Origin of the sequence: Pseudomonas sp. RIT-562 (assembly GCF_026241895.1) — a bacterium.
Classification (GTDB): domain Bacteria; phylum Pseudomonadota; class Gammaproteobacteria; order Pseudomonadales; family Pseudomonadaceae; genus Aquipseudomonas; species Aquipseudomonas mandelii_F.
Genome location: NZ_JAPJIV010000002.1, coordinates 234,738 through 247,615, shown reverse-complemented (window position 1 = coordinate 247,615; position 12,878 = coordinate 234,738). Strand labels below are relative to the sequence as shown.

The 12,878-nt window shown below is 61.0% G+C and carries 13 protein-coding genes and 1 pseudogene; 9 read left to right on the top strand and 5 right to left on the bottom strand.

From position 1 onward, the window contains the following. The first annotated feature begins 288 nt into the window (after positions 1–288). From adk to ORL50_RS03920, 6 genes are all read left to right on the top strand, one after another. On the top strand, positions 289–939 hold the full coding sequence (adk, locus tag ORL50_RS03945; protein ID WP_266009999.1) for an adenylate kinase: 651 nt from the start codon (positions 289–291) through the stop codon (positions 937–939). Positions 940–1,024: 85 nt separating this feature from the next. Continuing rightward, positions 1,025–1,699 (top strand): tRNA (adenosine(37)-N6)-threonylcarbamoyltransferase complex dimerization subunit type 1 TsaB, encoded by a 675-nt coding sequence (tsaB, locus tag ORL50_RS03940; protein ID WP_266009997.1) that lies wholly within the window; start codon positions 1,025–1,027, stop codon positions 1,697–1,699. A gap of 257 nt (positions 1,700–1,956) precedes the next feature. Then, positions 1,957–2,262, top strand: a complete 306-nt coding sequence (locus ORL50_RS03935) for a hypothetical protein (protein WP_266009995.1) — start codon at positions 1,957–1,959, stop codon at positions 2,260–2,262. Beyond that, complete coding sequence (locus ORL50_RS03930) at positions 2,262–3,122, top strand: DUF72 domain-containing protein (protein ID WP_266009993.1); 861 nt, start codon at positions 2,262–2,264, stop codon at positions 3,120–3,122. The genes ORL50_RS03935 and ORL50_RS03930 overlap by 1 nt, the downstream gene beginning before the upstream one ends. 31 nt (positions 3,123–3,153) lie before the next feature. Then, entirely contained in the window at positions 3,154–3,975 is an 822-nt protein-coding gene (locus tag ORL50_RS03925; RefSeq protein WP_266009991.1) for an isocitrate lyase/PEP mutase family protein, read from the top strand. A 2-nt stretch (positions 3,976–3,977) separates the two neighbouring features. Then, positions 3,978–4,667: an extensin-like domain-containing protein gene (locus ORL50_RS03920; RefSeq protein ID WP_266009989.1), complete on the top strand. Its 690-nt coding sequence runs from the start codon at positions 3,978–3,980 to the stop codon at positions 4,665–4,667. A gap of 3 nt (positions 4,668–4,670) precedes the next feature. On the opposite strand, the gene ORL50_RS03915 is transcribed toward ORL50_RS03920, so the two are convergent. Beyond that, entirely contained in the window at positions 4,671–5,294 is a 624-nt protein-coding gene (locus tag ORL50_RS03915; RefSeq protein ID WP_266009987.1) for an energy transducer TonB, read from the bottom strand. Positions 5,295–5,384: 90 nt separating this feature from the next. Between ORL50_RS03915 and ORL50_RS03910 the strand changes: the two genes are divergently transcribed. Continuing rightward, the gene (locus ORL50_RS03910) at positions 5,385–6,167 is read left to right on the top strand and encodes a class I SAM-dependent methyltransferase (protein ID WP_416236003.1); all 783 of its coding nucleotides are present in this window, start codon (positions 5,385–5,387) and stop codon (positions 6,165–6,167) included. Between the two features lie 109 nt (positions 6,168–6,276). Here ORL50_RS03910 and ORL50_RS03905 read toward each other — a convergent pair whose 3' ends face one another. After that, a complete protein-coding gene (locus tag ORL50_RS03905) occupies positions 6,277–6,915 on the bottom strand; it encodes a TetR/AcrR family transcriptional regulator (protein ID WP_266009986.1) in 639 nt (212 codons plus the stop codon). Positions 6,916–7,008: 93 nt separating this feature from the next. Here ORL50_RS03905 and ORL50_RS03900 point away from each other — a divergent pair, with 93 nt between their 5' ends. Further along, positions 7,009–8,109: an efflux RND transporter periplasmic adaptor subunit gene (locus ORL50_RS03900; protein WP_266009984.1), complete on the top strand. Its 1,101-nt coding sequence runs from the start codon at positions 7,009–7,011 to the stop codon at positions 8,107–8,109. Between the two features lie 5 nt (positions 8,110–8,114). Then, complete coding sequence (locus tag ORL50_RS03895; protein ID WP_266009982.1) at positions 8,115–11,180, top strand: efflux RND transporter permease subunit; 3,066 nt, start codon at positions 8,115–8,117, stop codon at positions 11,178–11,180. Between the two features lie 85 nt (positions 11,181–11,265). Here the strand turns inward: ORL50_RS03895 and ORL50_RS03890 are convergent. From ORL50_RS03890 to ORL50_RS03880, 3 genes and pseudogenes are all read right to left on the bottom strand, one after another. Beyond that, positions 11,266–11,615: pseudogene (locus ORL50_RS03890) on the bottom strand (hypothetical protein); the annotation flags it as partial. A gap of 98 nt (positions 11,616–11,713) precedes the next feature. Then, positions 11,714–12,403 (bottom strand): DUF4197 domain-containing protein, encoded by a 690-nt coding sequence (locus ORL50_RS03885; protein WP_266009980.1) that lies wholly within the window; start codon positions 12,401–12,403, stop codon positions 11,714–11,716. A 27-nt stretch (positions 12,404–12,430) separates the two neighbouring features. Then, positions 12,431–12,829, bottom strand: a complete 399-nt coding sequence (locus ORL50_RS03880) for a YbaY family lipoprotein (RefSeq protein ID WP_266009978.1) — start codon at positions 12,827–12,829, stop codon at positions 12,431–12,433. Positions 12,830–12,878: the final 49 nt, after the last annotated feature.

Genomic DNA, 12,878 nt, shown 5'->3' with positions numbered 1-12,878 from the left:
CATTTTCCCGGTGGCGTCCGACACCTGCGTCAGGTGTCGGCTGCCTGCCGGCGAGTCGCGCTAAAGTGCGGTCAGGCGACAGTTAGTGATGGGGTTGCGACTTGGGGTACCCCTTCGCAAAGTCACGCAAGGCGCGGGTTTCTCCGACTTTCGGCGGCTTGTGTGGGCAGGAACTGCTGTGTATCTTGATCAGCCTTTGGCCGTTTGGGCGGTCACGACCCTATTTTTGAGATTGGCCCCATGAGGCGAATCTGACGTTATCCATATAAAAAATTGAGGAGCACATCGATGCGCGTCATTCTGCTGGGAGCTCCCGGGGCCGGTAAAGGTACTCAGGCGAAGTTCATCACCGAAAAATTCGGCATTCCGCAAATCTCCACTGGCGACATGCTGCGTGCAGCGGTCAAGGCCGGCACCGAGCTGGGCCTGATCGCCAAGAGCGTCATGGACAGCGGTGGCCTGGTCTCCGACGACCTGATCATCAACCTGGTCAAGGAACGCATCAGCCAGGCTGACTGCGCCAATGGATTCCTGTTCGACGGTTTCCCGCGCACCATTCCGCAGGCTGAAGCACTGGTCAAAGCCGGCGTGGAACTGGATCACGTAGTCGAGATCGCCGTTGACGACGAAGAAATCGTTCAGCGCATCGCCGGCCGCCGGGTTCACGAGGCCAGCGGCCGCGTGTACCACACCGTCTACAACCCGCCGAAAACTGCTGGTAAAGACGACATCACCGGTGAAGACCTGGTGCAGCGCAAGGACGACACCGAAGAAACCGTGCGTCATCGCCTGTCGGTCTACCATTCCCAGACCAAACCGCTGGTGGCTTTCTACCAGAAGCTGTCGGCTGAAACCGACGGCAAGCCGAAGTACAGCCACATTGCTGGCGTCGGTTCGGTTGAAGCGATCACCGGCAAGGTGCTTGAAGCACTGAGCTGATAGCTGCTTGCTGTTCTACGGCCCGCTTGCGGGCCGTAGTTGTTTATACTGGCGCACTTTTTCTGAATCTCTGACGGATACATCGATGAGCACCTTGCTGGCCCTGGACACCGCGACTGAAGCTTGCTCTGTTGCCCTGCTGCATGACGGCAAGGTCACGAGCCATTACGAGGTGATCCCGCGCCTGCACGCGCAAAAGCTGTTACCGATGATCCAGCAGTTGCTGGCAGACGCCGGGACCACCTTGCAGGCGGTCGACGCCATTGCTTTCGGCCGTGGGCCAGGGGCGTTTACCGGAGTACGGATTGCCATTGGCGTGGTCCAGGGGCTGGCGTTTGCCCTGGATCGCCCGGTGCTGCCAGTGTCCAACCTGGCGGTGCTGGCGCAGCGGGCCTTGCGCGAGCATGGCGTAACCCAGGTAGCCGCAGCGATCGATGCGCGCATGGATGAAGTGTACTGGGGCTGTTACCGCGAGACGGCGGGGGAAATGCGCCTGGTGGGGGCCGAGGCGGTGTTGGCGCCGGAATCCGCGGCATTGCCTGCCGATGCCAGTGGCGAATGGTTCGGTGCCGGTACCGGTTGGGGTTATGCCGAGCGCATTGCTGTCGAGCTCGCCGGGCAGGATGCGGGCATGTTGCCGCACGCTGAAGACCTGCTGACGCTGGCGCGATTTGCCTGGGAACGCGGCGAGGCAATCGTGGCGGATGAGGCACAGCCGGTTTATTTGCGCGATAAGGTGGCGACGCCTAAAGCGCGGTAAGGCTTGAATCAGGGTGAGCCCAATCGCGGGCAAGCCTTGCTCCCACAAGGGTTGTGCTGCTGACTTTTTCTGGACAACCCACCCTCTGTGGGAGCAAGGCTTGCCCGCGATAGCCACCTGACGGGCCCAGCCAATCGTCGATTTATTCCCCCAGCATTTAAACCTTTTGCCCTTTCTGTGTTCTAGTTATCACTCGGCAGTTTGCGAAGAGCCTCGCGCGCCACTAAACTGCCATCATCGATACCGAGCATGACTTTATGCGTATAGACGGCTTCCCCTCTCAGTCCTACCCCATCAAGCGCCAACAGCGTAAGAGCACTGTGGTGGAAGACGAACCGGTCGATATCGACGGTGAGCTGGAATATCCGTCCGAAGAGCAACTGGCTGCCCGCACCGCCAAAGCTGCTGCGCAGCGCCTGAGCAATCTCCCTGCTCGTCAGCAAGACATGATCTACCATCGTGCCATGAGCAAGAGCGTCGCGATGGCCCTGGCCAGCTACCTCAGCACTGCCGGTTTCGTCGATTGGGATGCAGATGTGCTGGGTCTCGACCTGTACATCTGATGCTGCTGCCGTATTACCTCGGCTGCCCGTCCTGGAGTGAGAACGCCTGGCGCGATTACTTCTATCCACAAGACGCTAAACCCAGCGAATTTCTCTCGCTGTATTCCCAGGTGTTCAACGCCGTCGAAGGTAACACCACCTTCTACGCGAGCCCCGCTGCCAGTACTGTGCAGCGCTGGGCCGAGACCATGCCCGAACACTTTCGCTTCACTGCCAAATTCCCTGGCGACATCAGCCACAATGGCGACCTGCGTGAACAGCTGACCGCCGCCGAGACTTTCATGCAGCTGCTCAGCCCGCTCGGGCAAAGGGTTTCGCCACTATGGCTGCAACTGTCGAAGAGCTTCACGCCGCAGCGCCTGCCGGAACTGGCCGGGTTCATTGATGCGCTGGAGCGGCCGCTGGCGGTGGAAGTGCGTCATCGCGAATTTTTTGCCAAGGGCGACAGCGAGCGGATGCTCAATCGATTGTTGCGCGATCGCGCAGTCGAACGAATCTGCCTCGACCCCCGGGCACTGTTCAGTTGCACCTCGACCGATCCTGCAGTGCTCGACGCCCAGGCGAAAAAGCCCAACGTGGCGACCCGCCCGGCCGCGTTCACGCAACATCCCCAGGTGCGCTTCATTGGTCATCCGCAACTGGAGGCGAATGATCCGTTCCTGGTGCCGTGGGTGGGAAAAATCGCCCAGTGGATAGAGGAGGGGCGCACGCCCTATATCTTCCTGCACACCGCCGACAACCTGCTGGCGGCGAAGCTCGCGCAACGCTTCCATACCCAACTGATGCTGCGTTTACCTGGCCTGCCGCCGCTGCCTGAGCTATACAGAGAGCCCGCCGCCGAGCAACTTGGTCTGCTCTGAGCTGCGATTGGTCTTTTTCAGGAGCCTGCCAATGGATGCGCAAACCCTTCGAGCCCAGGCGTTCAGAGCGCTGCATGAACGCGACGAGGCCTTTGTTATCCCCAATCCTTGGGACGCCGGTTCGGCGAAAATGCTCGCCAGCCTGGGGTTCCAGGCACTTGCCACCACCAGCGCCGGTTACGCTTTTTCCAATGCTCGCCCTGACGGCGGGCTGAGCCTGGAGGACACCCTGGCCAATGTCCGGGCGATCGTCGCCGCCACGGATCTGCCAGTAGCGGTCGATCTGGAGAACGGCTTTGCCGACGATCCCGCCGAATGTGCGCAGAGTATTCTGCGTGCGGCAGAGGCCGGGGCTGTCGGCGGTTCGATCGAAGACGCGACGGGCCGCGAAGACGCTCCAATCTATTGCTTCGAGCATGCCGTGGCGCGCATCGAAGCGGCGGTGACCGCCGCTCGCAGCCTGCCCTTTGCCTTCACGCTGACGGCCCGGGCGGAAAACTTCCTGCATGGCAATCCCGACCTGGATGACACCATTCGCCGCTTGCAGGCGTTTGCCGAAGCCGGCGCCGACGTGCTGTATGCACCCGGTTTGCGCAGTGCCGAGGACGTGCTGGCGGTGGTTCGTGCGGTCGCGCCCAAGCCGATCAATGTATTGATGTCCGGCGGGCTAAAGCTCACGGTCGCGCAGTTGAACGACATGGGCGTCAAGCGCATCAGTGTTGGTTCGGCCCTGGCCCTGGCGGCCTATGGCGAGTTTTTCCGCGCAGCCCAGGAGATCAAGGAAGCCGGCACGTTTGGCTTCACCGCTAGGTCCATGCCGTACGCCCAGGCCAATCAATTGTTCAAGGGCTGACGATGCGCTGGTGGCTGTGGTTGCTGCTATTGATTATCGGCATAAGCGCAGCGGGCGTCTGGCGTGGCTGGATTGCCCTGCCGCCGCAATGGAACCCCTGGGCGCCGCTGGACGTTGCCGCTGCGCCGAATTTCCTCACTCGCTACAAGCTCATGCGTTTGCGCGCCGATCCGCAGTTGTGTGACCAGGCCCTGGCCAGTTCCGGCTTGCGCACCAGCCGCCAGGCCGACAGTCGCGACGCAACCTGTCCGTTGATCAATACCTTGCGCGTGCAGGGTGGCGAGGTGGCCCTGAGCAGCAGCTTCCTGGCCAGTTGCCCACTGGCCGTATCCTTCGCGCTATTTGCACGCCACGCGCTGCAGCCGGCAGCTCAGGCGGCCTACGGTCAGGCGGTGACGCGGGTCGATCATCTCGGCAGCTTCGCCTGTCGTAACGTTTATGGGCGCGAAAATGCCCGGCGCAGCCAGCATGCGTCCGCCGACGCGCTGGACATTGCCGGTTTTCGCCTGGCGGATGGGCGATCGATCAGCGTGCTCAAGGATTGGCCACGGGAGAACCGCGACGCGCAGTTCCTACGACAGGTGCGCGATGGTGCCTGCGAATTGTTCAGCGTGGTCTTGAGCCCGGATTACAACGCCGCCCATCGCAATCACTTTCATGTGGATGTCGGGCCGTGGTCGGTGTGCCGCTGAGGGTCAGGCGGCGATGCGCAGGTTGTGCAGGACGATCGGGCGAGCCCAGCCGATGTCGAAGTCGAAGTTTTTCTGCTGATCCACCAGCTCTTCAGGCGAGAAGGGCGGGAATGGTTTGTCCAGCAACTCGAGTTCGAATTCGGCAATCGGCAGGTGCAGCGGACGCGGTTGTGGCGCCGGGCCGGCGTCTGCGAGTGGCGGGACAGCATTGAGCACAATCGGGCGAACCCAGGCGCTTTCGAAGTCCTGCTGTTTTTGCTGGGCGACGATTTCTTCTTCCGGGAACGGCGGGAAGGGTTTGTCGGCCAAGTGCAGCTCGAATTCGGCAATCGGCAGGAACAGCGGCTCGGGCGGGCGGATTTCGGTGTCCTGCACGTTACATTCGCGCTGGGAAACGATATGCGCCAACAGGTCGCTACCGACGGTGGGTTCGACCGGGCTATCGAGATCGACCGGTGGGAAATCCAGCGAAGCCGGCAGCACATCTTCCTTCGACTGATCGGCCAGGGCCCGGGCAAAAAAATCCTGCCACAGGTGACTGACACCGCTCAGTGCTTGGGAATTTCGCAGGCTGTAATCGCCGTAGGGCGAGATAAAGCCGGTGATGATGGGTTGAATGGCTGACATTTTTCTCGGTCGACGCTCAGCTCTGGCAAAATGCTCGATACTTTTGTTATCGGCCGTTTTTGCCGATCATTAATTTTTTGAGTGTTTTCCATGATTGAGCAACCGGCGGCCTGCCGCATCCATGTCGAAGCCCTGGGCACGACTTTCCAGTCACAGGCCGAACAATGGGCCGAGCGCCTGGGTTTGCCGTTGCTGGTGGCCGACGCCGAGTTCGCGCTGCAGGTAGGCGAGCAGGGGTTGCAGCTGCAACAGCTGGGGCCGGATGCGCCCGGCCCGGTGCGGGTGGATTTTGTCGAAGGCGGCGCCGCCCACAGGCGCTTGTTCGGCGGCGGTACCGGACAGATGATTGCCAAGGCGGTAGGCATCGGCCAAGGCGTGCGCCCGCGGGTGCTGGATGCCACGGCGGGTCTGGGCAAGGATGCGTTCGTGCTGGCGAGTCTTGGCTGCGAGATGAGCCTGATCGAACGTCAGCCATTGATTGGCGCCTTGCTGGAAGATGGCCTGCTGCGGGCAGCGGAGGATTTTGACGTGGCACCGATCGTGGCGCGCATGCGCTTGCTCAAGGGCAACTCGATCGAGGTGATGCGCAATTGGCAAGGTGAGCCGCCGCAGGTGATCTACCTGGACCCAATGTTCCCGCACCGAGAGAAAACCGCGCTGGTGAAGAAGGAGATGCGCCTGTTTCGGCCGCTGGTGGGCGATGACCTGGATGCCCCGGCCTTGCTCGCTGCTGCCTTAGCCCTGGCCAGCCATCGGGTGGTGGTCAAGCGCCCGCGCAAGGCACCGTGCATCGAGGGGCCGAAGCCGAGCTATGCACTGGATGGGAAATCGAGTCGGTATGATATTTATCCGAAGAAGGCGCTCAAGTCCTGAGACCGAGTCGCACCCATCGCGAGCAGGCTCACTCCTACAGGGATCAATCCCAATGTAGGAGTGAGCCTGCTCGCGATGGCGCCGGTGCTGACACCAACAATCCAGCAGGCTAATCCGGCCGGTAAGCCCGCATAAACAACCCCACCACTTCGCGCACATGACTCTCCGCAGCCTCGCCGGCCAGCGGCTCGCCGCAGCCATACAGCAGGCGAAAATTCCCCGCACCCTTGAGCAGGCAAAAGAAATGCTCGGCCGCGTTGCGCGGTTTGTCGATGCTCAGCGCGCCGCTCTGATTGATCCTGCCCAGCAATCGCTCCATGCCATGCAGCATGCGCTCCGGCCCTGCTTCGAAAAAGATCAGGGACAGCTTCGGATCCTGGCTGCCCAGGGTCATCATCAGGCGATGCAGGTTCACCGACTCATCGCTGTTGATCAGCTGGTGAAATCCCCGGGCAATGTTCAGTAGCACCGTTTCCACCGCAATGCCGTCGGGGAGTTCAAAGAACAACGGCGGCAGTTGCTCTTCGCATTTGGCCACCACGGCCGCGGAAAACAGCGTCTCTTTGTCGTTGAAATGGCTGTACACCGTGAGCTTGGAAACCCCGGCTTCGGCTGCCACCGCGTCCATGCTGGTGCTCGCGTAGCCGTTGCTGAGGAAGAGGATTTTTGCTGCATCGAGGATCGCCTGGCGCTTGGCCAGATCCTTGGGGCGGCCAGGGCCGTTGGGGGCTGAAAGATTGTTGGACATTCTTCGCTTTAATACTGGACTGGTGAGTTTGCTATTAATAACATACTGGCCAGTATAATTATTCCAAGCACCATTAGCGAAAGGTCCTTCACCATGTTCCGCTATGCCTTGCCCCTCGCGTTGCCAGTCGGTCTGGCTTTTTTATTGTCCGCGTGTGGTCACGAGGAGGCGCCCAAGGTCACTGTACGACCGGCCATGATGGTGCAGCCAGAGCCTTCGGCGCAGGCAATGGACAGTTATCCCGGGGAGGTGCGGGCCCGTTACGAGCCGGAGCTGGGTTTCCGTATTGGCGGCAAGGTCATTCGACGACTGGTCGAGGAGGGGCAACGGGTCAAGGCCGATCAGCCGCTGGCCGAACTCGATCCTCAGGACGTACGCCTGCAACTGGAGGCCACCCGTGCCCAGGTCGCGGCGGCTGAAGCCAATCTCAACCTGGTGCGAGCCGAGCGTGATCGCTACAAGACCCTGATGGACCGTCAGATGGTCAGCCGTTCGGCGTACGACAATGCCGAAAATCTCTTCCGCTCCGGTGAAGCGCGTCTCAAGCAAATCAGAGCCGAATTTAACGTGTCGACCAACCAGGCCAGCTATGCAGTATTGCGGGCTCCCCAGGACGGCGTGGTGGCCAAGCGTGCGGTGGAAGTCGGGCAGGTGGTCGCCGCCGGACAAACCGTGTTTACCTTGGCCACCGATGGTGAGCGCGAAGTATTGATCAGCCTGCCGGAGCAAAGTGTTGGCCGGTTCAAAGTGGGCCAGCCGGTGTCCGTGGAGCTCTGGACCCAACCTGACCAGCGTTTCGCCGGGCGCATCCGCGAGCTGTCGCCGGCGGCCGATCCGAAGTCGCGCACCTTCGCCGCGCGTATTGCCTTCACTGCCGGTAAGGTCCCCGCCGAGCTCGGCCAGAGTGCCCGGGTGTTTATCCAGGCGGCTGAAGTGGTATCGCTGTCGGTGCCGCTCTCGGCAGTGACCGCAGAAAACGGCGCTACCTATGTCTGGATACTCGGCGCCAACAACACCCTGAAAAAAGCCCCGGTGCGGGTCGGCGCCTTCGGCGAGAAGAGCGTGCCGGTGCTCGAAGGCCTGACTGCCAGTGATTGGGTAGTCGCCGCCGGTGTGCATGTGTTGCATGACGGGCAGCAGGTGCGTCCGGTGGACCGCTCCAACCGCGTGATCAATCTGGCGGACAAGGAGTAAACCCGATGGGCTTCAATCTTTCCGAATGGGCGTTGCGTAACCGCCAGATCGTACTGTTCCTGATGTTGTTGCTGGCGGTGGTTGGAGCGCTTTCCTACACCAAGCTCGGGCAGAGCGAAGATCCGCCGTTCACTTTCAAGGCCATGGTGATTCGCACCAACTGGCCGGGCGCCACGGCCGAGGAAGTCTCGCGGCAGGTCACCGAGCGCGTTGAAAAGAAACTGATGGAAACCGGGGAGTATGAACGCATCGTGTCGTTCTCCCGCCCGGGTGAGTCCCAGGTCACGTTTATCGCCCGCGATTCCATGCACTCGGTGCAGATTCCCGAGCTGTGGTATCAGGTACGCAAGAAGATCAGCGACATTCGCCACACTCTGCCCCCAGGCATCCAGGGGCCGTTCTTCAACGATGAATTTGGCACCACCTTCGGCAATATCTACGCCCTGACCGGCGATGGCTTCGACTACGCGGTACTCAAGGATTACGCCGATCGCATCCAGATCCAGCTGCAGCGCGTCAAGGATGTGGGCAAGGTCGAGCTGCTTGGCCTGCAAGACGAGAAGATCTGGGTCGAGCTGTCCAACGTCAAGCTCGCCACACTCGGGTTGCCCCTGGCCGCGGTACAGCAGGCCTTGCAGGAACAGAACGCGGTCTCGACGGCGGGATTCTTTGAAACCACCAGCGAGCGGTTGCAGCTACGGGTCTCGGGGAATTTTCAGACAGTCGACGAGATAAAGAACTTTCCGATCCGGGTGGGCGATCGTACATTCCGCATTTCCGATGTGGCCAACGTGCGTCGCGGCTTCAACGATCCTCCCGCGCCACGCATGCGGTTCATGGCGCAGGATGCCATCGGCCTGGCCGTTGCAATGAAGGACGGCGGCGACATCCTGGTGCTGGGCAAGGCCCTGGAAATCGAGTTTGATCGGATCCAGAAGAACCTTCCGGCCGGCATGCAGTTGCGCAAGGTCTCGGACCAGCCGGCGGCAGTGAAAACGGGGGTCGGCGAATTCATCCAGGTGCTGGTGGAAGCCCTGGCGATCGTGTTGCTGGTGAGCTTCTTTTCCCTTGGCGTGCGCACCGGCATGGTCGTGGCGCTGGCGATTCCCTTGGTACTGGCGATGACATTCGCCTGCATGTATTACCTCGGCATCGGCTTGCACAAGATCTCGCTCGGCGCTTTGGTGCTGGCGCTGGGCTTGCTGGTGGACGATGCAATCATCGCCGTGGAAATGATGGCGATCAAAATGGAGCAGGGCTTCGACCGGGTTAAGGCGGCGAGCTATGCCTGGACCAGCACCGCGTTCCCCATGCTCACCGGCACGCTGATCACCGCTGCGGGCTTCCTGCCAATTGCCACGGCGCAATCGGGTACTGGCGAGTACACCCGCTCGATCTTCCAGGTAGTGACTATCGCGTTGCTGGCGTCCTGGGTCGCTGCCGTCGTCTTCGTGCCGTACCTGGGGGAAAAACTCCTGCCGGATCTGGCGAAAATTCACGCAGCCAAACACGGCAGCGGACAGCCGGATCCTTACGGCACGCCTTTCTACCAGCGCGTGCGGCGCCTGGTGGAGTGGTGCGTGCGCTGGCGCAAGACGGTGATCGTGCTGACCGTGGTGTTGTTCATTGCCTCGATTGCGCTGTTCCGCTTCGTGCCGCAGCAGTTTTTCCCGGCGTCCGGTCGCCTGGAGTTGATGGTCGACCTGAAGCTGGCCGAGGGCGCGTCCCTGAGCAACACCGCCGAAGAGGTCAAGCGCCTCGAAGCACTGCTCAAGGATCACGCCGGTATCGATAATTATGTGGCCTACGTGGGCACCGGCTCGCCGCGCTTTTACCTGCCCCTGGACCAGCAGTTGCCAGCCGCCAGCTTCGCCCAGTTTGTGGTGCTGGCCAAGACCATCGAGGACCGCGAACCCCTGCGCACCTGGCTGATCGAGACCCTCAACGAACAATTCCCGGCGCTGCGCTCGCGGGTGACACGCCTGGAAAACGGCCCTCCTGTGGGGTATCCCGTGCAGTTCCGGGTAACCGGCGAACATATCGAGGAAGTGCGTGCCCTGGCGCGCAAAGTCGCGGCGAAAGTTCGCGAAAATCCGCATGTGGTCAACGTGCACCTGGACTGGGAAGAGCCGAGCAAGGTGGTGTACCTGAACATCGATCAGGACCGGGCGCGGGCGCTTGGGGTGAGCACGGCGAATCTGTCTAAATTCCTCCAGAGTTCGCTCACCGGTTCCAGCGTCAGCCAGTATCGCGAAGACAACGAGTTGATCGAGATCCTGCTGCGCGGCACCTTGCACGAACGCACCGAGCTGTCGTTGCTGCCGAGCCTGGCGGTGCCGACCGATAACGGGCGCAGCGTGGCACTGTCGCAGATCGCCACTCTGGAGTACGGCTTCGAAGAGGGCATCATCTGGCATCGCAATCGCCTGCCGAACGTCACGGTTCGGGCCGATATCTACGGCAAGGAGCAACCGGCGACCCTGGTGGCGCAGATCATGCCGACCCTCGACCCGATTCGCGCCGAACTGCCGGACGGCTACCTGCTGGATGTCGGTGGCACTGTCGAAGATTCGGCCCGCGGTCAGAACTCGGTGAAGGCCGGCGTACCACTGTTTATCGTGGTTGTGCTGACCCTGCTGATGCTGCAACTGCGCAGCTTCTCGCGCACGGTCATGGTATTCCTGACCGCGCCCCTGGGGCTGATCGGCGTGACGCTGTTCCTGCTGATATTCCGTCAACCGTTCGGTTTCGTCGCGATGCTCGGAACCATTGCCCTGTCAGGGATGATCATGCGCAACTCGGTGATCCTGGTGGACCAGATCGAACAGGATATCGCCAGCGGGCTGACGCCATGGCAAGCGATCATCGAAGCGACCGTGCGGCGCTTCCGGCCGATCGTGCTGACGGCGCTGGCGGCAGTGCTGGCGATGATCCCGCTGTCACGCAGCGTATTCTTCGGGCCGATGGCGGTTGCCATCATGGGCGGCCTGATCGTGGCAACAGCGTTGACGCTATTGTTCCTGCCGGCTTTGTATGCGGCGTGGTTTCGTATCAGGAAGGATCCTGCCTGAGTCCTATCGGGCAATATTCTGGGCGCGTAGAAAGAACACCCATTCGCGCCCGATCTTTCTTTTCTCGAACAGGTTCAGAGCAACCAGCCCGTTCAATGCATTTGCACAACATCTGCAGGCGTGAAGCCAGCCCGGCCGCAGGGGGCGGGGTGTGGACGACATTGCCCTCGCCATCCTGAACTACCACTTCGTCATTGCTCCTCAGAGTACCGGGCGAATACTGCGCGTCGTCAATGCCTTCCACTCCGGCCTGGAGTGAGCGTCCAGCCCTGGCGCCCAGCGGTAGCGTAGCTCCTCGAAAGGCAGATACCGACCTTGGCCGTCGAGGGGCTTGAGCAGCGTCAGGTAATCTGCGAGGCGATTTTTGTGGGGAGAACGCGCCAAGAGATCGAATACCGGATCGGTTCGACCGCTCAGCGCGGGTGGCTTTTTCATCGCTGCAGTCTCAAAAACTCATAAATTTGAGACGCGAGTACAGCATCTGGAAGCCGCTATCTCAATATCGGACAGTTTTGAGATTGATGTAGGAAAAGTTACAGGGTGCCGAACACCTTCTTGGCCAGGCTGGTCGCCGCAGCTGCCGGATTATTACGGATGGTTTGTTCCTGCTTGCCGATCATCTCGAACAGACCGTTCAGTGCCTGTTCGGTCACGTAACCTTCGATGTTGGCGTTCTTGGCATCCAATACACCCAGCGTGGCCGCCTGGCCGGCGAAGGAGTTGTATTGCTTGGCCAGGCCAACCTGGTCGGTGGCTTGCTTGACGATGGGCAGGAATTTCACACGGATCTGTTCGCGGCTGGTTTTGCTCAGGTACTGCGTGGCCGATTCATCACCGCCGCTGAGAATGCCCTTGGCATCGTCGACTGTCATCTTCTTCACCGCATCCACAAGGATCGGCTGGGCCTGGACCACGGCAGCTTCCGCAGCCTTGTTCATGCTGGTCTCCAGTTGATCGACCTGGGCTCCCATGCCGAACTGTTTCATTTTGCTGGCGACTTTGCCCAGTTTGCCCGGCAGCTCGATTTTCACTTCCGGATTGTTGCTGAAGCCACCCGGAGTGCCGAGTTGTTTGACGGCGAGCTGAGCACCCTGGGTCAGGGCGTCCTTGAGGCCACCGGTAGCGTCTTTTTGTGACAGGTCGTTCAGCGACAACGCCAGGGCGTTGGCGCTGATCAGCAATCCTGCGCAGAGGCCGGTGAAGCGAAGGGTGGTGCGGAGCATGGCGGCTTCCTTGTAGAGCAAAGAGTGTCAGCGGGCGGCGTCGACGCGGATTTTCAACGGCTGCGGGTCGCTGCCATCCAGTTGCACGGCGTGATTTTCGGTGGTGATGAACAGCAGCTGGCCATTATCTTCAATGCGCGCGCTGACCGAATAACGATGGCCGGGTTTGACCTGCGCCGGATCGTAGCTCAGGTGAAACGGCAGCGGCACCTGGCCTTTCACCGGGCCTTTGTGCTCGTCGAGGACTACTGCTGGCGCGTCGGCCAGGGATACGTCCTGCAAGCTGACGCTCAGGGTGGCGGTTGGCGGCAGTGCGATGCGCTGCAGATAAAAGACTTCGCCGTCGAGGCTGGTGGTGGCGTGAGGTTTCGGGGTTTGACAGGCACTGAGCAATACTGCCAGTCCCAGGAATGCGAGTTTTTTCATGACTAATCCTTGAAGTTGACGCCGGTGAAAGCTCGGCGCCAACTGCAAT